Below are 19,523 nucleotides of genomic sequence, written 5' to 3' on the forward strand. Positions count from 1 at the left end.
GCCCGGTTACATTCCGAACCCGGAAGCTAAGCCTTTCAGCGCCGATGGTACTGCAGGGGGGACCCTGTGGGAGAGTAGGACGCCGCCGAACAATTCTTCAGGACCCCTGGTCCCAGCGTTCACGCTGGGACCAGGGGTCCTTTGTTTTTGCTTGACGATGTGCCGAAGCGCGGCCGGGTGCCGGCTGCGCGAGAATGACTGCAGCACCCCGAAGACAGGAGTCACACCGATGTCCACCAACTCTCCCGACGACCGTCCGGAGCGCGAGCCGCGTCGCAGGGACGGTGCCGGTGGCGACCGGGGCGGCTTCCGTGGGCCGCGCCGTGACGACAACCGTGGCGGCGGGGGTGGCTTCCGACGCGACGACCGCGGGGGCGACCAGCGCGGCGGCGGCTACCGCCGTGACGACCGCGGCGGTGACCAGCGCGGTAGCGGCGGCGGTTTCCGCCGTGACGACCGCGGGGGCGACCAGCGCGGTGGCGGTGGCGGCTTCCGCCGGGACGACCGTGGTGATCGCGGTGGGTTCCGTCGGGATGACAACCGGGGTGGCGACCAGCGCGGTGGTGGCGGCGGTTTCCGTCGTGACGACCGGGGTGGGTTCCGGCGTGACGAGCGGCGCGATGAGCGGCCGTCGTTCCGTCGGGACGATCGTCCCTCCTTCCCGCGCGACGACCGGCGTGACGAGCGCCGTGACGACCAGCGTGGTGGCGGTTTCCGCCGGGACGATCGCGGTGATCGCGGTGGGTTCCGTCGGGATGACAACCGTGGCGGTGACCAGCGCGGTGGTGGCGGCGGTTTCCGTCGCGATGACCGTGGTGGGTTCCGGCGTGACGAGCGGCGCGATGAGCGGCCGTCGTTCCGTCGGGACGACCGTCCCTCCTTCCCGCGCGACGACCGGCGTGACGAGCGCCGTGACGACCAGCGCGGCGGTGGCTTCCGCCGGGACGACCGTGGTGATCGCGGTGGGTTCCGTCGGGACGAGCGCCGGGACGAGCGTCGGGACGACAACCGGGGCGGTGGCTTCCGGCGGGACGACAGCCGGGGCGGTGGCTACCGGGGTCGGGACGATCGCGGCGGCGACCGTGGCGGGTACCGGGGCCGGGACGACCGGGGTGGGTACGGGCGCCGGGACGACCGGGGCGACCGTTCTGACCGCGCGCCCATCAAGCGGCTGCCGATCCCGCCGGAGGTCACCGGTGAGGAGATCGACCCGGATGTGCGCCAGGAGCTCATGAGCCTCCCCAAGGGGCTCGCCGACGACGTCGCGCGCAACCTCGTGATGGTCGCCCAGCTGATCGACGAGGACCCGGAGAAGGCGTACGGCTACTCCCGTGTCGCCCTGCGGCTCGCCTCGCGCGTCGCCGCCGTCCGCGAGGCCGCCGGCTTCGCCGCGTACGCCAACCAGAAGTACTCCGAGGCGCTGGCCGAGTTCCGGGCCGCGCGGCGGATGAGCGGCGGCGTGGACCTGTGGCCCGTCATGGCCGACTGCGAGCGCGGCCTCGGCCGGCCCGAGCGGGCGCTGGCCATGGCCGGCGAGCCCGAGGTGCAGAAGCTCGACAAGGCCGGGCAGGTCGAGATGCGGCTCGTCGCCGCCGGTGCCCGCCGGGACATGGGGCAGCTGGACGCCGCCATCGTGACCCTGCAGAGCCCCGAGCTCGCCTCCCACGCCAACCACCCGTGGACCGCGCGGCTGCGGTACGCCTACGCCGACGCCCTGCTCGCCGCCGGGCGGGAGCAGGAGGCCCGGGAGTGGTTCGCCAAGGCGCTGGAGGCCGACAAGGACGGTGCCACCGACGCCTCCGACCGGCTCGCCGAGCTGGACGGGGTCGAGTTCGTCGACGCCTTCGACGACGAGGCTGAGGAGGCTGACGAGCACGACGCCGGCGACGCTGTCGACGGCCGCGCGGCGGACGAGGCCGCGGACGCGGACGACATCGAGGCCCTCGACGCCGACGACGTCGACGACGAGAGCGACGAGCGCTGAGGCGCTCTGACGTGAGATGACGAAGGGGCGGCACCCGGTGGGTGCCGCCCCTTCGGCGTTCGTACGGCCGCCGTCCCGGTCAGTCCAGGGCCAGGCTGCGGAGGACCAGGCCGGTCGCCGGCTTCGGGCCGAACGACGTCGACTTGCGGGGCATCGTGACGCCCTGCCGGGCCAGGTCGCGGACGACCTCCTCCCGGACCGGGTGCATCAGGACCGCCGTGCCGCCGCGGCGCTCGGCCTGAGCGACGGCCGCCGCCGTGTCGTGGATGTAGGCGATGTCCTCGGGGGAGTCCGGGACGCGCCAGACGTGTTCCAGGAGCGCCGCGTGCAGGACCGTCGCGTCCAGGGTCCGCCACGCCTCCGGGCGGTCGGCCGGGACCGCGCGAGCCAGCAGGGCCGGGTCCGGGCGGTCCAGGAGGTGGAAGCCGCCGTCGCCGGCCAGCAGGAAGGCGTTGCCCTCGGCGGCGGCCTCCGCCAGGGCCTCCAGGGCCTCCGGCAGGGGGCGCTCGACGCGGCGGACCCGGAAGGAGTCGCCGACGGCGTCCAGGGCGTCCGCCAGGGGGAGCCGGCTCAGCAGCCGGTGGATCGCGCGGACCCGCAGCGGATAGCGGACGGTGTCGATGAGCAGCACCAGGCCCTGGTTCCAGGGGCCCGGCGCGGGACGCTCGTCGCGGAGCCGCAGATACGTCGCCCAGCGGTGGTGCCCGTCGGCGATGAGGGCCTGGTGGCGGGCGAGCTCGGTCGTGATCGCCGCCTGCTCGGCCGGGTCCGTGACGGCCCACAGGCGGTGCCGGAAGCCGTCCTCGGTGGTCGTCGCCAGCAGCGGCTCGCGCAGGATCGTCCGCCGTACCACCTCGTCGGCGCCGTCGCCCGTGCCCGGGTACGTCAGCAGCAGCGGATCCAGGTTGGCGGCCGTCGAGCGCATCAGGGCGGCCCGGTCCTCGACGACGTGCGGCATGACGTCCTCGTGCGGGAGGACGACGCCCTCGTCGGGCGTGGTCAGTTCGAGGGCGCCGATGATGCCGCGCTGCAGGATGCCGTCGCCCTGCTGCTCGTACACGTACAGCGCGGGGCTCGGGTCGGGGGCGAGGACGCCGTCGGACAGCCAGCGGTCCAGCGTCACCGCCGCCTTGCGGTGGCGGGTGCCGGCCGAGACGGCCTGGGGGAGGATCAGCCGGACGATGTTGTGCGGGTCCGCCGACTCCAGGTGCAGCAGTCCGTCAGGTCGGACGACGACGTCGTAGGGCGGGGACATGACGGCCGCGAGGCTGCCGACCCGCTCGGGGACGTACCGGATGCCGCGGAACGGGTGCAGGCGCAGCCCGCCGGTGTCGTCGCGGACGTCGCTGGCCGCGTGACCTGAGGAGTTCATCTCGTCATGGTAGGCGCGCGGTGGCGATGAGCGATGATCGGGGGAGCGGGGGATGCCCAGGTGACGAGTGAGGAGCGGGTGGTCATGGCGGGAGACGGCCAGGAGCGGCGGACGGGACGGAGCCGGCCCGGCGGCAGCGCGGTCGCGCTGAGCGCGGCGTACGACACGGCGCTGCTCGACCTCGACGGGGTCGTGTACTTCGCGGGCGGGGCGGCGATCCCGTACGCGGTGGAGGCGCTGGGCGCGGCCCGGGACGGCGGGATGCGGCTGGCGTACGTGACGAACAACGCGCTGCGGACGCCGGACGCGGTCGCCGCGCACCTGACCGAGCTGGGTGTGCCGGCGGCTCCCGGGGACGTCGTCACGTCGGCGCAGGCGGTGGCCCGGCTGGTGGCCGAGGACGTGCCGGAGGGGTCCCGGGTGCTCGTCGTCGGCGGTGAGGGGCTGCGGGTGGCGCTGCGCGAGCGGGGGCTGGTGCCCGTAGAGTCGGCGGACGACGAGCCGGTCGCGGTCGTCCAGGGGTACGGCGGTCCGGACATGGCGTGGGGGCGGTTCGCGGAGGCGGCGTACGCGGTCGGGCGGCGGGTGCCGTGGTACGCGTCCAACACCGATCTGACGATTCCCGGGGCGCGGGGGATCGGGCCGGGGAACGGGGCCGCCGTCGAGGTCGTGCGGATCGCGACCGGTCGGCGGTTCGAGCCGAAGGTGGCGGGGAAGCCGCAGCCGCCGATGCACCGGGAGACCGTGCTGCGGACCGGGGCCGAGCGGCCGCTGGTCGTCGGGGACCGGCTGGACACGGACATCGAGGGCGCGTTCAACGGCGGGGTGGACTCGCTGCTGGTGCTGACCGGGGTCACCGACGGGGCGGCGCTGCTCGCGGCGGTGCCCGAGCACCGGCCGACGTACGTGGCGGCCGATCTGCGGGGGCTGCTGACGGGGCAGCCGGAGGTGGAGGCGGACGGCGACGGCGGGTTCCGGTGCGGCGGGTGGCGGGCCTCGGCCGCCGGGGGCGCGCTCGTCCTCGACGGTGCGGAGGGCGCCGACGTCGTGGACGGGTTGCGGGCGCTGTGCGGGGCGGCGTGGACGTGGGCCGGTGCGGGGGCGTGCACGCTCGACGCGGGGAAGGCGCTGGCGCGGCTCGGGTTGTCGTAGTCGTCGGAAGGGCCGGTGGGATTGGGGAGGGCCGGGGCCTCCTAGATCAATGTTGGGTAGGCTAACCTAACTCCGTGTTGGTCGAGAGTCCCTCCCGTACGAGCGCGGAGCCGACAGGTCCCGGGCAGTCGCCGAAGCGCCGGAACTCCGTGCGCGCCTTCGGGCTGCTCGTGGCGGTCGGCGTCCTGCTGCTTGTCTGTGTCCTCAGCGTCATGATCGGCGCCAAGCCGGTGCCGATCGGCGACGTGTGGCACGGGCTGTTCCAGAACAGCGGCGTCGGCAACGACGTCGTCATCCACGACGTGCGGGTGCCGCGCACCCTGCTGGGGCTGCTCGTCGGCCTGGCGCTCGGTCTGGCCGGCGCGGTGATGCAGGGGCTGACCCGCAACCCGCTGGCGGAGCCGGGACTGCTCGGCGTCAACGCCGGTGCCGCCGCCGCCGTGGTGTCGGCCATCACCTTCCTCGGCGTCACCGATGTCCGCGACTACGTGTGGTTCGCCTTCGTCGGCGCCGCCGTCGTCTCCGTCGTCGTGTACGCGCTCGGCGGCAGCCGCAGCGCCACCCCGGTGCGGCTCGCGCTCGCCGGCACGGCCGCCACCGCCGCCCTGTACGGCTACGTCAACGCCGTGCAGCTGCTCGACGCCGCCGCCCTCGACCGGCTCCGCTTCTGGACGGTCGGTTCGCTGGCCTCGGCGGACATGGAGACCGTCGGCCGGGTCGCGCCGTTCATCCTCGTCGGCGCCGTGCTGGCGCTGGCGATCGCCCGGCCGCTCAACGCCATGGAGATGGGTGACGACTCGGCCCGGGCGCTGGGCGTCAGCATCAACCGGACCCGGATCCTCGCCATGGTGGCCGTCACCCTGATGTGCGGGGCCGCGACCGCCGCCTGCGGCCCGATCGTCTTCCTCGGCCTGATGGTGCCGTACATGGTCCGCGCGATCACCGGCCCGGACATGCGGTGGATCCTGCCGTACGCGGCCGTCCTCGCGCCGGTGCTGCTGCTCGGCTCCGACGTCCTGGGCCGGGTCGTCGTCCGGCCCGCCGAACTCCAGGTCGGCATCGTGACGGCCCTCGTCGGCGGGCCCGTCTTCATCCGACTCGTACGCCGCAAGAGGATGGCCCAGCTGTGACCACCAAGACCCTGCGGACCGGCGGCGGGCTGTCCCTGCGGTACGCGCCGCGGGCCGCGTTCGTCGGCCTCGGGCTGATCCTGCTGACCCTCGGCGTCGGCACCGTCCTCGTCTGCACCGGCGACTTCCCGATGACGCCGTCCGAGGTCCTCGACACCCTCCTCGGCCAGGGGACGGCCGTCCAGGAGTTCGCGCTCATGGAGCTGCGGCTGCCGCGGGTCCTCGTCGCCACCCTGGTCGGCGCCGCGCTCGCCCTCGGCGGGGCGGTCTTCCAGTCGATCTCCCGCAACCCGCTCGGCAGCCCCGACGTCATCGGCTTCGGCCAGGGCGCCACCGTCGGCGCGCTCACCGTCATCGTCCTCTTCCAGGGCAGCGCCGTCGCCACCGCCCTCGGTGCCGTCGTCGGCGGCGTCCTCACCGGCGCGGCGATCTACCTGCTGGCCTGGAAGCGCGGGGTGCACGGCTACCGGCTCGTGCTCGTCGGCATCGGCGCCGCCGCCATGCTGACCTCCGTCATCCACTACCTCATCACCAAGGCCAGCCTGGTCGACGCGACCCGCGCCACCGTCTGGATGACCGGCTCCCTCGAGGGACGCGACTGGACCCAGTTCTGGCCGCTGCTCGCCGTCTGCTGCGTGCTCGTGCCGCTGGTCCTCGGCCACGGCCGGGCGCTGCGGATGCTGGAGATGGGCGACGACGCCGCGTACGCGCTCGGGGTGAAGGTCGAGCGCACCCGGATCGTCCTGATGGCCTCCGCGGTGCTGCTCGTCGCCGTCGCCACCTCGGCGGCCGGGCCCATCGTCTTCGTCTCCCTCAGCGCCCCGCAGCTGGCCCGCCGCCTCACCCGCGCGCCCGGCCCCAACCTGGCGGTGTCCGCCGTCATGGGCTCCGCGCTGCTGCTGAGCGCCGACTGGATCGCCGGCCACGCCTTCGGCGAGCGCCAGCTGCCCGTCGGCGTCATCACCGGCATCCTCGGCGGCTGCTACCTGCTCTGGCTGCTCGTCAGCGAGCGCAAGGCGGGCCGGATATGACCACCAACGAGAGCACCATGGACCAGGACAACAGGAGCACGCCCATGAGCGGTCGGCAGCAGCAGCGCCTCGGGGCCGAGTCGGTCACCCTCGCGTACGAGCAGCGGGTCATCGCCCGCGACCTGTCCGTCGAGATCCCCGACCACTCCTTCACCGTCATCGTCGGGCCCAACGCGTGCGGCAAGTCCACGCTGCTGCGCGCCCTGTCCCGGATGCTGAAGCCGGCCCAGGGCCGGGTGCTGCTCGACGGGCAGTCGATCCACTCGCTGCCGGCGAAGAAGGTCGCCCGGACCCTCGGTCTGCTGCCGCAGTCGTCCATCGCGCCCGACGGCATCACCGTCGCCGACCTGGTCGCCCGGGGCCGCTACCCGCACCAGGGGCTGCTGCGGCAGTGGTCGCCCGAGGACGAGCGGATCGTCCAGGAGTCGATGGAGTCCACCGGCGTCGCCGAACTCGCCGACCGGTTCGTGGACGAGCTCTCCGGCGGCCAGCGCCAGCGGGTGTGGATCGCCATGGCCCTGGCTCAGCAGACCCCGCTGCTGCTGCTCGACGAGCCGACCACGTACCTCGACATCCAGCACCAGATCGACGTGCTCGACCTCTGCGCCGAGCTGCACGAGACGCAGGGCCGGACGCTCGTCGCCGTGCTGCACGACCTCAACCACGCGGCCCGGTACGCCACCCACCTCATCGCGGTGCGCGGCGGCGAAGTCGTCGCCGAGGGGCCGCCGTCGGAGGTGGTCACGGCCGAGCTGGTCGAGCGGGTCTTCGGGCTGCGCTGCCAGGTCATCGAGGACCCGGAGACCGGCACCCCGCTGGTCGTCCCGGCCGGGCGGCAGGCGCGGGCGGGCCGGCGGTCCGTGCCCGCGCAGGAGACCCCGGAGAAGGCCGCGGAGAAGACCGCGGGGAAGGCCGGGCAGGAGGGCGCGGAGGAGGCCGGGCGGGAATCCGCTCCGGAGGCGCCCGCCCCGCAGAAGCCCGCCCTACAGAAGTGAGCGGAGCCGCAGCAGGTCGCGGAAGCCGGCCTCCAGCCTGACCCGGCCGGAGGCCCACGCCTTCGCGAAGTTCAGCCCGCCGTCCACCATCGCGACCAGGTCGTCGCCGGTCATCGCCAGCCGGATCTGCGCCTTGTGCGGCGGCGGGCCGTCCACCGTCGACTCCACGACCATCCGGCCGCCGGTGAGCCGGCCGGTGAAGGTCGTGTCGAGGTCCGTGAGGTGGCAGCTCAGGGTGCGGTCGAGCGCCGCCGCGCCCCGGACCGAGCCGTCCGCCCCCGCGAGGTTCTCCGCCAGCTTGTCGAGTGCGCCGCGGCACTCCGTGATCGTCGCCATCGCCGTCGACCGTACCCCAGGGCTTCGCGGTAGCGTCGGGGCATGGACGAAGCGATGACGGACACCGGTACGGACACCGGTACGGATCTGGAGGCCGGGCCCGCGACCGCCGCCCCCCTGGGGGTCGAGCGGGAACCCACCGGGCTGCCGGCCGTCGACGCGCTCGTCGAGCGGCTGGGCGAGGCCGACCACCTCCCGGCGGACGGACACCTCGCGGTGTACGAGGATGTACACCGGGGCCTGCGCGCCGAGCTGACCTCGCTCGACGCGCACCCGGCCCCCGCACCCCGTCCGCACGACCCCAGGAGCTGAACCCACCGTGGCAGGAGTGGCACGCCGCCGCCTCGACGCCGAGCTGGTCCGGCGCAGACTCGCCCGCTCGCGCGAGCACGCCAGCCAGCTGATCGCCGCGGGCCGGGTGACCGTCGGCAAGACCGTCGCCACCAAGCCCGCCACCCAGGTCGAGACCGCCGCGGCGATCGTCGTCTCCCAGGACGACTCCGACCCCGACTACGTCTCGCGCGGCGGCCACAAGCTCGCCGGCGCGCTCGCCGCCTTCGTCCCGCGCGGGCTGAAGGTCGAGGGCCGCCGGGCGCTCGACGCCGGGGCCTCCACCGGCGGCTTCACCGATGTGCTGCTGCGGGCCGGCGCCGGGCACGTCGTCGCCGTCGACGTCGGCTACGGGCAGCTCGCCTGGTCGCTCCAGAGCGACGCCCGGGTCACCGTCAAGGACCGCACCAACGTGCGCGAGCTGACGCTCGACGCGATCGACGGCACCCCCGTCGACCTCGTCGTCGGCGACCTCTCCTTCATCCCGCTCGGCCTGGTGCTGCCCGCGCTGGTCGGCTGCACCGCCCCGGACGCCGACCTCGTGCTGATGGTCAAGCCGCAGTTCGAGGTGGGCAAGGAGCGGCTCGGCTCCGGCGGCGTCGTCCGCAGCACCGAACTCCGCGCCGACGCCGTGAAGAACGTCGCCCGGCAGGCGGCCGGGCTGGGGCTCGGGGTGGCCGGCGTCACCGCCAGCCCGCTGCCCGGGCCGTCCGGGAACGTCGAGTACTTTCTGTGGCTGCGGGCGGGTGCGCCCGCGCTCGATCCGGCGGACGTCGACCGCGCCGTGGCGGAGGGACCTCGTTGACAGACACAGCGGCACCACAGGCACCACGCACCGTCTTCCTGCTCGCGCACACCGGCCGGCCGGCCGCCGTGCGCAGCGCCGAACTCGTCGTCCTGGGGCTGCTGCGCAGCGGCATCGGCGTCCGGGTCCTGGAGGCGGAGGCGGCCGACCTGCCGCTGCCGCCGTCCGTGGAGAAGATCCCGGACGACTGCCCGGAGGCGCTGGACGGCTGCGAACTGATCATCGTCCTCGGCGGTGACGGGACGCTGCTGCGCGGTGCCGAGTTCTCCCGCGCCTCCGGCGTGCCGATGCTCGGCGTCAACCTCGGGCGCGTCGGCTTCCTCGCCGAGGCCGAGCGGGACGACCTCGACAAGGTCGTCGACCGGGTCGTCACCCGGGCGTACGAGGTCGAGGAGCGGATGACCCTCGACGTCGCCGTCTTCCAGAACGGCGACACCCTGCACCGCGACTGGGCGCTCAACGAGGCCGCCGTGCAGAAGGTGTCCCCGGAGCGGATGCTGGAGGTCGTCCTCGCGATCGACGGGCGGCCCGTCACCGGCTTCGGCTGCGACGGGGTGATCTGCGCGACGCCGACCGGTTCGACCGCATACGCCTTCTCGGCCGGCGGTCCGGTCGTGTGGCCCGAGGTGGAGGCGCTGCTGATGGTGCCGATCGGGGCGCACGCGCTGTTCGCGAAGCCGCTCGTCACCACCCCCGACTCGGTCCTCGCCGTCGAGGTCGAGCCGCACACCCCGCACGGGGTGCTGTGGTGCGACGGGCGGCGGACCGTCGAGCTGCCCTCCGGCGCCCGGGTCGAGGTCCGGCGCGGCGCCGTCCCGGTCCGGCTCGCCCGGCTCCACCACGCGTCGTTCACGGACCGGCTGGTCGCGAAGTTCGCGCTGCCGGTCTCGGGGTGGCGGGGCGCGCCGCACTGACCGCCCCGGGGTGGGGGTGATGTCGCGTCCCGGTGCGGAAACCTCGTATGGTCTGGGGCGTGCTGGAGGAGATGCGGATACGGTCGCTCGGGGTCATCGACGACGCGGTGGTCGAGCTGTCGCCCGGCTTCACCGCGGTGACGGGTGAGACCGGCGCGGGCAAGACCATGGTCGTCACGAGTCTCGGGCTGCTGCTCGGCGGGCGGGCCGACCCGGCCCTGGTGCGGATCGGGGCGGGCTCGGCGGTCGTCGAGGGGCGAATCACCCTGCCGCCCGGCGCGCCCGCCGCGCGGCGGGCCGAGGAGGCCGGGGCGGAGCTGGACGAGGGCGCGCTGCTGGTGACCCGTACCGTCTCGGCGGAGGGGCGCTCGCGGGCGCATCTCGGCGGGCGGTCGGTGCCGGTGGGGCTGCTCGCGGAGCTCGCCGACGAGCTCGTCGCCGTGCACGGGCAGACCGACCAGCAGGGCCTGCTGAAGCCGGCCCGGCAGCGCGGTGCGCTCGACCGGTACGCGGGCGAGGCGGTGTCCGTGCCGCTCGCCGCCTACGGCGAGGTGTACCGGCGGCTGCGCGCCGTCACCGCCGAGCTGGAGGAGATCACCACCCGGGCACGTGAGCGAGCCCAGGAGGCGGATCTGCTGCGTTTCGGGCTCGGCGAGATCGAGGCCGTGGCGCCGCTGGCCGGTGAGGACGCGGAGCTGGCCGCCGAGGCGGAGCGGCTCGGGCACGCGGAGGCGCTGGCCTCCGCCGCCGCGCTCGCGCACGCCGCGCTGGCCGGGAACCCGGAGGACCCGGAGTCCGTGGACGCCACCACGCTGGTGGCCGGCGCGGGCCGGGCCCTGGAGGCCGTGCGGTCGCACGACCCGGCGCTCGCCGCGCTCGCCGACCGGATGGGGGAGATCTCCATCCTGCTGGCCGACGTGGCGCAGGAGCTGGCGGGGTACGCGGACGACCTGGACGCCGATCCGCTGCGGCTGGCCGCGGTCGAGGAGCGGCGGGCGGCGCTCACCCAGCTCACCCGGAAGTACGGCGACTCCGTCGGGGCCGTGCTGCTGTGGGCGGAGGAGAGCGCGGCGCGGCTGCTGGAGCTGGACGGCGACGACGACCGGATCGAGGAGCTGACCGCCGAGCGGGACCGGCTCCGCGACGAGCTGTCCGTCCTCGCGCAGCGGCTCACCGACGCCCGGGTGGAGGCCGCGGACCGGTTCGCGCGGGCGGTCACCGCCGAGCTGGCGTCGCTGGCCATGCCGCACGCCCGGGTGTCGTTCGACATCCGGCAGACCGAGGCGCTGGACGAGGCCGCGGGCGTCGAGGTCGGCGGGCGGCGGGTGGTGTACGGGCCGGCCGGCGCCGACGAGGTCGAGCTGCTGCTCGCCCCGCACCCGGGTGCGCCGCCGCGGCCGATCGCCAAGGGCGCGTCCGGGGGTGAGCTGTCGCGGGTGATGCTCGCGGTCGAGGTGGTCTTCGCCGGGGTCGACCCGGTGCCGACGTACCTCTTCGACGAGGTCGACGCGGGCGTCGGCGGCAAGGCGGCCGTGGAGATCGGCCGGCGGCTCGCGAAGCTCGCGAAGACCGCGCAGGTCGTGGTCGTGACGCACCTTCCGCAGGTGGCGGCCTTCGCCGACCGGCAGCTGCTGGTCGAGAAGACCAACGACGGGTCCGTGACCCGGTCCGGCGTCACCGTCCTGGAGGGCGAGGAGCGGGTCCGGGAGCTGTCCCGGATGCTGGCCGGCCAGGAGGACTCGGAGACCGCCCGCGCCCACGCGGAGGAGCTGCTGGCCACGGCCAGGGCCGACGGCTGAGGCGGGGCCCGGGCCGTCGTCCGGGCGCCGCGAGCCACCAGGGGGCGCGCGCCGTGAGGGCGCGCGCTCGCTCGGTCGGGTGAACCGGGAGGGCGGGGCGGCGCTCGGACACGGGAACGATGCGGTGTCGGTGCCGGAACGTGCGTACGGTCGGCCGCCCGGACTGGCATCCTTGGGCGCGTGACACAGCTCCGTACGGTCCAGGTGCTGGGCGGCGGCAGCGCGGGCAGCAGCGCGCACGTCCGATCACTCGCCTCGGGGCTGGTGGCGAGGGGCGTCCGGGTGACCGTGTGCGCCCCGGCCGAACTCGACCGCCTCTACGACTACTCCGGCGCCGGCGCGCACGTCGTGCCGCTGCCCCGGCGCAACGACCCCGCGACCGTCGCCGCGCTCCGCAACGCCTGCATCGGCGCCGACGTCGTCCACGCGCACGGCCTGCACGCCTCCGTCCGGGCCGCGCTCGCCGTCTCCGGCGGCGTCGGGCTCGCCCGCACCGCGCTCGTCACCACCTGGCACGGCCGCCCGCCCGCCGACGGACCCCGCGGCGGACTCGTCCGGCTCCTGGAACGGCGTACCGCCCGGGCCGCGGACGTCGTCCTCGCCACCTCCTCCGACCTCGTCGACCGGGCCCGCCGGCGCGGCGCCCGCGACGCCCGGCTCGCCCCCGTCACCCTGCCCGCCCCGCGCGGCCCCGTCTGCCTCCAGGACGGCAAGGCCCGGGCCGAACTCGGCGCCGTCGACCGGCCGCTGCTCATGGCGGTCGGCGCGCTCGAACCCGGCCGCGGGTACGGCACGCTGCTCGACGCGGCGCGCGCCTGGCGGGAGCTGGCGCCCCCGCCGCTGCTCGTCATCGCCGGCGAGGGCCGCGAACGGGCCGCGCTCCAGCGGCGGATCGTCGCCGAAGGGCTCGCCGTCCGGATCGTCGGGCGCCGCGACGACGTCGCCGAACTCCTCGCCGCCGCCGACGTCGCGGTGCTGCCGTCCCGCTGGGAGGCGCGCTCGCCGCTCGCCCAGGAGGCGCTGCGGCTCGGCGTCCCGCTGGTCGCCACCGCCGTCGGCGGCGTCCCCGAACTCGTCGGCGACGCCGCCGAACTGGTGCCGTACGGCGACGCCCGCGCCCTCGCCGAGGCCGTCCGGGGGCTCCTGGAGGACGAGGAGCGGCGGATGGACCTCGCGGCGGCGGGCCGGGTCCAGGCCGGGACGTGGCCGTCGGAGGACGACACCCTCGCCCACGTCCTCAGCGTCTACGACGAGTTGTCCGCCCGCTGACCGCCCCCGGGTCCTACGGCGTGTGCCGGCGGGCCCGCAGCGCCAGCGACAGCGCCAGCACCGTCTGCGGGTCGTCCAGGTCCGTGCCGAGGAGCTCCGAGATCCGGGCCAGCCGGTTGTAGAGCGTCTGGCGGTTGAGGTGCAGCTCCCGGGCCGTCTCCGCCTTGCGGCCGGCGTGCGCCAGATACGTCTCCAGCGTCGGCAGCAGCGGCGGCCGGGAGGTGCGGTCGTGGTCCCGGAGCGGCCCGATCGCCCGGTCGACGAAGGCCGCCAGGTCCGGGTGGTCGCGCAGCCGCCACAGCAGCAGGTCGATGTCGAGGCGCCGGGCGTCGTACCAGGGCCGGTCGGTCAGCCCCTGCGCGGCCGTCGCCGTCTCCGCCGCGTGCCGCAGCCCCGCCGACGCCGCCGCCCAGCCGCCGGCCATGCCGACCACCACCACCGGCGGGTGCGCCCCGGCGCCCTCCAGGCCGGCCCGCTCCACCCCGGCCCGCAGCGCCGCCGCGACCCGGTCGGCGACCGCCGTCCGCTCCGACTCGGAGCGCAGCCCCAGCAGCAGTGGCACCCGGCCCTCCACCGGCCGGACGCCGAGCAGCGCGGGCACGCCGACGGACGCCAGTTCCTCGTGGACGGCCCGCGCGAGCAGCGCCCAGCTGCCGGACGGGGAGAGCTCCGGGGCCAGCCGCATCACGACCGGCAGCAGCGGGCCCTCGCCCGGCCGGAAGCCCAGCACCCGGGCCTGCGCCGGCGCGTCCTCCGCCGAGATCCGGCCCTCCGCCAGGTCCGTCAGGAAGTCGCCCCGGCCGCGCGCCGCCAGCTCCTCCTCCTGCCGGGCCTGCATGAGGACGACCGCGAGCAGGCCGGCGGCGCGCTCGGCGGCCATCCGGTGGACGGGGGAGAGGGCGCCGGAGACCGCGAGCAGCACCAGCCGGGCCCGCACCGAACCCGTACCGGGTCCTCCGCCGGGCACGTCGACGAGGACCGTGCCGGTCGGCGGGCCCGACTCGCGGGCCGCGCGCTGGCCGCGGAGCCCGTCCCAGACCTGGAGCGGGTCCGCCGGACCGGCGTCGGTGCCCGCCGCGTACAGCAGCTGCCCGTCGGCCGTCTCCAGGAAGACCGGGTTCGCGGCGAAGCCGGACAGGATCCGCAGCACCTGCGGGACCCCGCCGCCGCCGAGCAGCGCCTCCGTGCACTGCCGGTGGATCTCCTCGGCCCGCCGCTGGAGCGCGTAGTGGCCGTTGACGATCTCGGTGTGGATCTCCTCCGTGACCGCGACGAACGGCACCTCGCGGTGGAGCTGGACCAGCGGCAGCCCGGCGGTCCGGGCGGTCTCCACTATCGTCGCCGGCAGCCGGGCGAAGCGCGGGCCGAGCTCCACGACGAGCGCCGCGATGCCCCGGTCGGCGAGGCGCCGCACGAAGGCCCGCTGCTCGGCCGGGCGGGTGCCCAGGCCCAGACCCGTGGTCAGCAGCAGCTCGCCGCCCTTCAGCAGCGACGCGATGTTCGGCACCTCGCCCGCGTGCACCCACCGCACGGTCCGCTGGAGCCGGTCGGCGCCGGCGACGACCTCCGGGAGGCCGCTGCGGAGCCCCGGGAGTTCGAGTGCCCGTTGTACGGTGATGCCGCCCTGCGTGTCCATGGGCGGACGGTATCGCCCACGGTGTTTCCTGGACATCTCACCGCGGTCACGGGCCGGGTCCGCTCGCACACAGGGGCGACAACTCGTCGGGGCGCGGCGGGATTTGTATGACCGAATGTCGCTTGTGGCCTACGTCACTCCGGTGGATGCTCTCCCGCCATGGCAGACACCTCCACCCCGCAGCCGGCCACGCGCGTCGACCGGCTCAAGGCGAACTCCGTCGGACTCGTCGGCGTCGTCTTCATGGCCGTGGCCACCGCCGCGCCGATCACCGCCATGACCGGCAACCTCCCCATCGCCGTCGGCTTCGGCAACGGCACCGGCGCCCCCGCCGGCTACCTCTTCGCCACCCTCGTCCTCACCGTCTTCTCCGTCGGCTACGTGGCCATGGCCAAGCGGATCACCGCCGCCGGCGCCTTCTACGGCTACATCTCGCACGGCCTCGGCCGGATCGCCGGCATGGCCTCCGGCATGCTCGCCGTCCTCGCCTACATCGTCTTCGAGGCGTCCATCGTCGGCGTCTTCGCCTACTTCGCGAAGACCACCGTCGCCGACCAGCTCGGCGTCGACCTGCCGTGGATCCTGTACGCGGCGGCCATGCTCGCCGTCACCGCCGTCCTGTCGTACTTCGACATCAACCTGACCGCCAAGGCGCTCGGCGTCATGCTCATCGCGGAGATCGCCGTCCTCTTCGCGGTCGCCACCGCCGTCCTCCTCCACGGCGGCGGCCCCGACGGCATCCCCGTCGAGCCGGTCAACCCGAAGAACGCCTTCACCGGCGCCTCCGCCGGCCTCGGCCTCTTCTTCGCCTTCTGGTCCTGGGTCGGCTTCGAGTCGACTGCCATGTACGGCGAGGAGTCCCGCGACCCCAAGCGCGTCATCCCCCGCGCCACCCTCATCTCCGTCATCGGCGTCGGCCTCTTCTACATCTACGTCTCCTGGATGACGATCGCCGGCAACGGCCTCGCCGGGTCCGTGGAGCTCTCCTCCTCCGCCAGCCCGCTCGACCTCTTCTTCGCGCCCACCCAGACCTACATCGGCGCCTGGGCCGTCGACGCCTTCCAGTGGCTGCTGCTCACCGGCTCCTTCGCCTGCGGCATGGCCTTCCACCAGTGCGCCTCCCGCTACCTCTACGCCATCGGCCGCGAGGGCTTCCTCCACCCGGCGCTGGGCCGCACCCACCGCCGGCACGGCTCCCCGTTCATCGCCTCCTTCACCCAGAGCGCCATCGCCGTCCTCCTCGTCGGCGCCTTCTGGCTCACCGGCCAGGACCCCTACATCCACCTGTACACGCTGCTCGCGATCCTCGGCACGATGGCCATCCTCATCGTCCAGACGCTCTGCTCCTTCGCCGTCATCGGCTACTTCCGCAAGAACCACCCCGAGGACCGGCACTGGTTCAAGACCCTCACGGCCCCGCTCCTCGGCGGCGTCGGCATGACCGCCGTCGTCGTCCTCCTCGTCGTCAACATGGAGACCGCGGCCGGACTCGCCGCCGACTCCCTGTTCTTCAAGGCGATCCCGTGGATCGTCGGCGCGGTCTTCTTCGGCGGCCTCGGACTCGGCCTCTACCTCAAGGCCCGGCAGCCCGCGCGGTACGAGATCATCGGCCGGATCGTCCTGGAGGACGCCGCCGAACGCGACGACGAGCAGGCGGAGCCCGTACCCGCCACGCACGGCTGACCCCCTCACCCACCCCTCCAGGAGCGCCCCATGGCACGCACCAACCCGATGCACCTCCTGAACCGCCTCGCCGCCGACCACGCCGACGCCCGCCGGCTCGGCCTCCCCGTCGACGAACTCCGCGGCCTGCGCGGCGACCCGCTCGGCCGCCGCACCCTCCTCAAGGCCGCAGCCGCGGCCGGAATCGCGGTCTCCGCCGGAGCAGCCGCCCCCGCCGCGGCAGCCGTCCCCGACCCGCCGGTGCGGTCCGACGCCCGGGTCGCGGTCGTCGGCGCCGGCATCGCCGGGCTCACCGCCGCCCTCACCCTCCAGGACGCCGGCCTCAGCCCCGTCCTGTACGAGGCCGACCCGGCCCGCGTCGGCGGCCGGATGTGGACCCAGCGCGGCCACTGGGCCTACGGGCAGACCTCCGAGATCGGCGGCGAGCTCATCGACACCAGCCACAAGAAGATGCTGGAACTCTGCCGCCGCTTCGGCCTGCCCACCGAGGACTTCCTCGGCGGCGGACCCAACGGCGCCGAGGAGGTCCTCTGGTTCGACGGCGGCTACTACCCCCGCCACCAGGCCGACGAGGACTTCAACGGCGTCTACCAGGCGCTCCACCGCGACCTGATCGCAGCGGGCGAGGTGAAGTGGAACGCGACCACGCCCGCCGGCACCGCCCTCGACGACATGTCGGTGTACGAGTGGATCGAGACCCGCGTCCCCGGCGGACACGCCTCGCCGCTCGGCCGGTTCATCGACGTCGCCTACAACGTCGAGTACGGCGCCGACACCACCGAGCAGTCCTCGCTCGCCCTCGTCCTGCTCATGGGCTACCAGACCAATCCCGGCAACTTCAACGTCTGGGGCCTGTCCAACGAGCGCTACCACATCACCGGAGGCAACGACCGGCTCCCGAACGCCATCGCCGGCGCGCTCGACCCCGGCACCCTCCGCATGGGCTGGACCCTCCAGGCCGTCCGCGCCAACGCCGACGGCACCCAGACCCTCACCTTCACCGAGGCCGGCACCACCCGCACCGTCACCGCCGACCACACCGTCCTCTGCGTCCCGCTGCCGATCCTCAAGCAGCTCGACCTCACCCGGGCCGGCTTCGACCCGCTGATGACGAACCTGCTGCGGGACGCCCGCATGGGCCACTGCACCAAGCTCAACATGCAGTTCGGCACCCGCCCCTGGCGCGGCACCGGCCCCTGGCCCGGCGTCTCCGCCGGCGACTGCTTCACCGACCTGGACGTCCAGCAGACCTGGGACACCACCAAGATCCAGGGCGGCACCGGCGGCATCCTCATCCAGTACAACGGCGGCAGCCTCGCCCGGAACCTCGACCCCGCCGGACCCTTCTCCACCGAGGCCGACCCCTACGTGCGGACCCTCGTCGGCCGCTACCTCGCCGGGATCGACACCTTCTTCCCCGGCACCTCCCGCGCCTGGAACGGCCGCGCCCAGCTCTCCGCCTGGCACAAGAACCCCCGCGCGCTGGGCGCCTACTCCTGCTGGCCGGTCGGCTACCTCCACCGGTACGCCGGCTACGAGGGCACCGCCCAGGGCAACGTCCACATCGGCGGCGAGCACTGCTCGTACGACTTCCAGGGCTTCATGGAGGGCGGCGCCACCGAGGGCGAGCGGGCCGCGAAGGAGGTGATCGACGCCCTCCGGTAGCCGTCAGGCCGCCTCGGCCGGCGCGATGTTGTGGTTGAGGCGGAAGACGTTGCCGGGGTCGTACGCGGCCTTCACGGCGGCGAGCCGCGGGTAGGCGTCCGGACCGAAACCGGCCAGCACCCGCCGCTCGCCCTCCGCGCCGATGAAGTTGAGGTACACCGCTTCCGTCGACCACGGCCGCATGTCCGTCCGCACGTCGTGCACCCACTGGATCGCCGGCCCGTCCAGGGCCGGATCCTCCCAGGTCGCGAACGGGTGCACGACCCAGGGCGCGGTACGCCACGGCAGCGGGTGGTCCGCCGCGCCGCGGGCCACCGCGCCGCCCAGCGGGAACAGCACGTGCTGCGCCGCCGTACCCGCCGGGATCCGCTCGCCCCGGGCGCAGTACACCGCCACCGCCTCGTCCGGGAAACCGCTCAGGTACTCCGCCGACCAGTAGTTCCGCAGCCCCGGCGGGTCGTCCAGCATGCACTGCAGATCGGCGTACGGGATCTCCCGCACCACCTCCACCACCGGCCGCAGCGCCGTCAGCGGGCCCGCCAGCTCCCGGACGCCCGCCACCGGCCCGGCGAACGTCACCAGCGCCGCCACCACCAGCTCGCCCACCAGATGCGCCGGCACGAACGGCTCCGGCGGCGCCGGGAAGTACAGCACCCCGCCGCCCGCCTGGTCCGGCATCGTCTCCGCCAGCGCCCGGTACGCCGCCGCCACCGCCGGCCCGGAACGCGGCGGGAACAGCAGCAGCGCGAAGCTCATCACCGGCAGCTCGTGGAGCCGCAGCGTCAGCGAGGTCACCACCCCGAAGTTGCCGCCCCCGCCGTGCAGCGCCCAGAACAGCTCCGGGTTCTCCTCCGCGCTCGCCACCACATGCCTGCCCTCGGCCGTGATCAGCTCGGCGGCCAGCAGGTTGTCGCAGGCCAGCCCGAACGCGCGCTCCAGCCAGCCGGAACCGCCGCCCAGCGTGAAGCCGCCGATCCCCGTCGTGGAGACCCGGCCGCCGGTGGTCGCGAGCCTGAACGGCTGGGTGGCCCGGTCGACGTGCCCGATCGTCGCGCCGCCCTCGGCCCGTACCGTCCTGTGCTCCGGGTCCACGACCACGGCGTGCATCGCGCGCAGGTCGATCACCAGGCCGCCGTCCACGACGGACGCCCCGGCGACACTGTGGCCGCCGCCGCGCACCGCGACCGGCAGCCCCGTCTCGCGCGCGAAGAGGACCGCGTTGGTCACGTCCGCCGGCGTCGTACACCCGGCGATCACGGCCGGCCGGCGGTCGATCATGCCGTTGTGGACGGCCCTCGCCGCGTCGTAGCCCGGGTCCCCGGGGACCAGGACCTCACCGGCCAGGTCCTCGCGGAGCCCGGCCAGGGCGGTGTCCGGAACGGTGAACTGGGGAGCCATCGGAAGCCCCCCCTTCCATGCGGG

At 74.7% G+C, this 19,523-nt stretch carries 17 protein-coding genes and 1 rRNA gene; 14 read left to right on the forward strand and 4 right to left on the reverse strand.

The window, feature by feature from the left end:
- The 3 genes from rrf to ACFVQZ_RS35320 all read left to right on the forward strand — a co-directional run.
- Window positions 1-91 (forward strand): 5S ribosomal RNA (rrf, locus tag ACFVQZ_RS35310); the annotation flags it as partial.
- Between the two features lie 232 nt (window positions 92-323).
- Entirely contained in the window at window positions 324-1,235 is a 912-nt protein-coding gene (locus tag ACFVQZ_RS35315; RefSeq protein ID WP_383628959.1) for a hypothetical protein, read from the forward strand.
- A complete protein-coding gene (locus ACFVQZ_RS35320) occupies window positions 1,217-1,984 on the forward strand; it encodes a tetratricopeptide repeat protein (protein ID WP_383628961.1) in 768 nt (255 codons plus the stop codon). Before ACFVQZ_RS35315 ends, ACFVQZ_RS35320 begins: the two co-directional genes overlap by 19 nt.
- A 79-nt stretch (window positions 1,985-2,063) precedes the next feature.
- Here the strand turns inward: ACFVQZ_RS35320 and ACFVQZ_RS35325 are convergent, their stop codons facing one another.
- The gene (locus ACFVQZ_RS35325) at window positions 2,064-3,356 is read right to left on the reverse strand and encodes a DUF1015 family protein (protein WP_383628963.1); all 1,293 of its coding nucleotides are present in this window, start codon (window positions 3,354-3,356) and stop codon (window positions 2,064-2,066) included.
- An 84-nt stretch (window positions 3,357-3,440) separates the two neighbouring features.
- On the opposite strand from ACFVQZ_RS35325, the gene ACFVQZ_RS35330 reads away from it, so the two are divergent.
- The 4 genes from ACFVQZ_RS35330 to ACFVQZ_RS35345 all read left to right on the forward strand — a co-directional run bounded on the left by ACFVQZ_RS35330 (window position 3,441) and on the right by ACFVQZ_RS35345 (window position 7,664).
- Window positions 3,441-4,508, forward strand: a complete 1,068-nt coding sequence (locus ACFVQZ_RS35330) for an HAD hydrolase-like protein (protein ID WP_383628989.1) — start codon at window positions 3,441-3,443, stop codon at window positions 4,506-4,508.
- 74 nt (window positions 4,509-4,582) lie between these two features.
- Window positions 4,583-5,638, forward strand: a complete 1,056-nt coding sequence (locus ACFVQZ_RS35335; RefSeq protein ID WP_383628965.1) for an iron chelate uptake ABC transporter family permease subunit — start codon at window positions 4,583-4,585, stop codon at window positions 5,636-5,638.
- Complete coding sequence (locus tag ACFVQZ_RS35340; RefSeq protein WP_030494547.1) at window positions 5,635-6,669, forward strand: iron chelate uptake ABC transporter family permease subunit; 1,035 nt, start codon at window positions 5,635-5,637, stop codon at window positions 6,667-6,669. The genes ACFVQZ_RS35335 and ACFVQZ_RS35340 overlap by 4 nt, the downstream gene beginning before the upstream one ends.
- Before the next feature lie 17 nt (window positions 6,670-6,686).
- Window positions 6,687-7,664 carry an ABC transporter ATP-binding protein gene (locus ACFVQZ_RS35345; RefSeq protein ID WP_383628991.1) on the forward strand — a complete coding sequence of 326 codons (978 nt, stop codon included), beginning with the start codon at window positions 6,687-6,689 and terminating at the stop codon, window positions 7,662-7,664.
- On the opposite strand, the gene ACFVQZ_RS35350 is transcribed toward ACFVQZ_RS35345, so the two are convergent.
- The gene (locus ACFVQZ_RS35350) at window positions 7,653-8,000 is read right to left on the reverse strand and encodes an SCP2 sterol-binding domain-containing protein (protein ID WP_030494545.1); all 348 of its coding nucleotides are present in this window, start codon (window positions 7,998-8,000) and stop codon (window positions 7,653-7,655) included. The genes ACFVQZ_RS35345 and ACFVQZ_RS35350 overlap by 12 nt on opposite strands.
- Before the next feature lie 42 nt (window positions 8,001-8,042).
- On the opposite strand from ACFVQZ_RS35350, the gene ACFVQZ_RS35355 reads away from it, so the two are divergent.
- The 5 genes from ACFVQZ_RS35355 (at window position 8,043) to ACFVQZ_RS35375 (ending at window position 13,117) form a co-directional block, all read left to right on the forward strand.
- Window positions 8,043-8,312 carry a hypothetical protein gene (locus tag ACFVQZ_RS35355; protein ID WP_383628968.1) on the forward strand — a complete coding sequence of 90 codons (270 nt, stop codon included), beginning with the start codon at window positions 8,043-8,045 and terminating at the stop codon, window positions 8,310-8,312.
- A gap of 7 nt (window positions 8,313-8,319) precedes the next feature.
- Window positions 8,320-9,135 carry a TlyA family RNA methyltransferase gene (locus ACFVQZ_RS35360; RefSeq protein WP_030494543.1) on the forward strand — a complete coding sequence of 272 codons (816 nt, stop codon included), beginning with the start codon at window positions 8,320-8,322 and terminating at the stop codon, window positions 9,133-9,135.
- Entirely contained in the window at window positions 9,132-10,049 is a 918-nt protein-coding gene (locus tag ACFVQZ_RS35365) for an NAD kinase (RefSeq protein WP_030494542.1), read from the forward strand. The genes ACFVQZ_RS35360 and ACFVQZ_RS35365 overlap by 4 nt, the downstream gene beginning before the upstream one ends.
- A 47-nt stretch (window positions 10,050-10,096) precedes the next feature.
- A complete protein-coding gene (gene recN, locus ACFVQZ_RS35370) occupies window positions 10,097-11,848 on the forward strand; it encodes a DNA repair protein RecN (RefSeq protein ID WP_030494541.1) in 1,752 nt (583 codons plus the stop codon).
- Between the two features lie 180 nt (window positions 11,849-12,028).
- Window positions 12,029-13,117, forward strand: a complete 1,089-nt coding sequence (locus tag ACFVQZ_RS35375; RefSeq protein WP_030494540.1) for a glycosyltransferase family 4 protein — start codon at window positions 12,029-12,031, stop codon at window positions 13,115-13,117.
- A gap of 13 nt (window positions 13,118-13,130) precedes the next feature.
- Here ACFVQZ_RS35375 and ACFVQZ_RS35380 read toward each other — a convergent pair whose 3' ends face one another.
- The gene (locus tag ACFVQZ_RS35380) at window positions 13,131-14,753 is read right to left on the reverse strand and encodes a PucR family transcriptional regulator (RefSeq protein ID WP_030494539.1); all 1,623 of its coding nucleotides are present in this window, start codon (window positions 14,751-14,753) and stop codon (window positions 13,131-13,133) included.
- Window positions 14,754-14,912: 159 nt separating this feature from the next.
- Between ACFVQZ_RS35380 and ACFVQZ_RS35385 the strand changes: the two genes are divergently transcribed.
- Both ACFVQZ_RS35385 and ACFVQZ_RS35390 read left to right on the forward strand, forming a co-directional pair.
- The gene (locus ACFVQZ_RS35385; protein ID WP_383628971.1) at window positions 14,913-16,436 is read left to right on the forward strand and encodes an APC family permease; all 1,524 of its coding nucleotides are present in this window, start codon (window positions 14,913-14,915) and stop codon (window positions 16,434-16,436) included.
- Window positions 16,437-16,466: 30 nt separating this feature from the next.
- Window positions 16,467-18,101 (forward strand): flavin monoamine oxidase family protein, encoded by a 1,635-nt coding sequence (locus ACFVQZ_RS35390; protein WP_383628973.1) that lies wholly within the window; start codon window positions 16,467-16,469, stop codon window positions 18,099-18,101.
- A 3-nt stretch (window positions 18,102-18,104) separates the two neighbouring features.
- Here the strand turns inward: ACFVQZ_RS35390 and ACFVQZ_RS35395 are convergent, their stop codons facing one another.
- The gene (locus ACFVQZ_RS35395) at window positions 18,105-19,499 is read right to left on the reverse strand and encodes an FAD-binding oxidoreductase (protein WP_030494536.1); all 1,395 of its coding nucleotides are present in this window, start codon (window positions 19,497-19,499) and stop codon (window positions 18,105-18,107) included.
- Window positions 19,500-19,523: the final 24 nt, after the last annotated feature.

This window comes from Streptomyces sp. NPDC057854, assembly GCF_042797055.1.
In the GTDB taxonomy this organism is placed as follows: Bacteria; Actinomycetota; Actinomycetes; order Streptomycetales; family Streptomycetaceae; genus Streptomyces.

What these genes read in the sequence shown, in the direction of transcription:
- ACFVQZ_RS35325 (WP_383628963.1), bottom strand. Translation starts at nt 3,356, where the DNA reads ATGAACTCCTCAGGTCACGCGGCCAGCGACGTCCGCGACGACACCGGC.
- ACFVQZ_RS35330 (WP_383628989.1), top strand. Translation starts at nt 3,441, where the DNA reads ATGGCGGGAGACGGCCAGGAGCGGCGGACGGGACGGAGCCGGCCCGGC.
- ACFVQZ_RS35345 (WP_383628991.1), top strand. Translation starts at nt 6,687, where the DNA reads ATGGACCAGGACAACAGGAGCACGCCCATGAGCGGTCGGCAGCAGCAG.
- ACFVQZ_RS35350 (WP_030494545.1), bottom strand. Translation starts at nt 8,000, where the DNA reads ATGGCGACGATCACGGAGTGCCGCGGCGCACTCGACAAGCTGGCGGAG.
- ACFVQZ_RS35355 (WP_383628968.1), top strand. Translation starts at nt 8,043, where the DNA reads ATGGACGAAGCGATGACGGACACCGGTACGGACACCGGTACGGATCTG.
- recN (WP_030494541.1), top strand. Translation starts at nt 10,097, where the DNA reads ATGGTCTGGGGCGTGCTGGAGGAGATGCGGATACGGTCGCTCGGGGTC.
- ACFVQZ_RS35380 (WP_030494539.1), bottom strand. Translation starts at nt 14,753, where the DNA reads ATGGACACGCAGGGCGGCATCACCGTACAACGGGCACTCGAACTCCCG.
- ACFVQZ_RS35385 (WP_383628971.1), top strand. Translation starts at nt 14,913, where the DNA reads ATGGCAGACACCTCCACCCCGCAGCCGGCCACGCGCGTCGACCGGCTC.
- ACFVQZ_RS35390 (WP_383628973.1), top strand. Translation starts at nt 16,467, where the DNA reads ATGGCACGCACCAACCCGATGCACCTCCTGAACCGCCTCGCCGCCGAC.
- ACFVQZ_RS35395 (WP_030494536.1), bottom strand. Translation starts at nt 19,499, where the DNA reads ATGGCTCCCCAGTTCACCGTTCCGGACACCGCCCTGGCCGGGCTCCGC.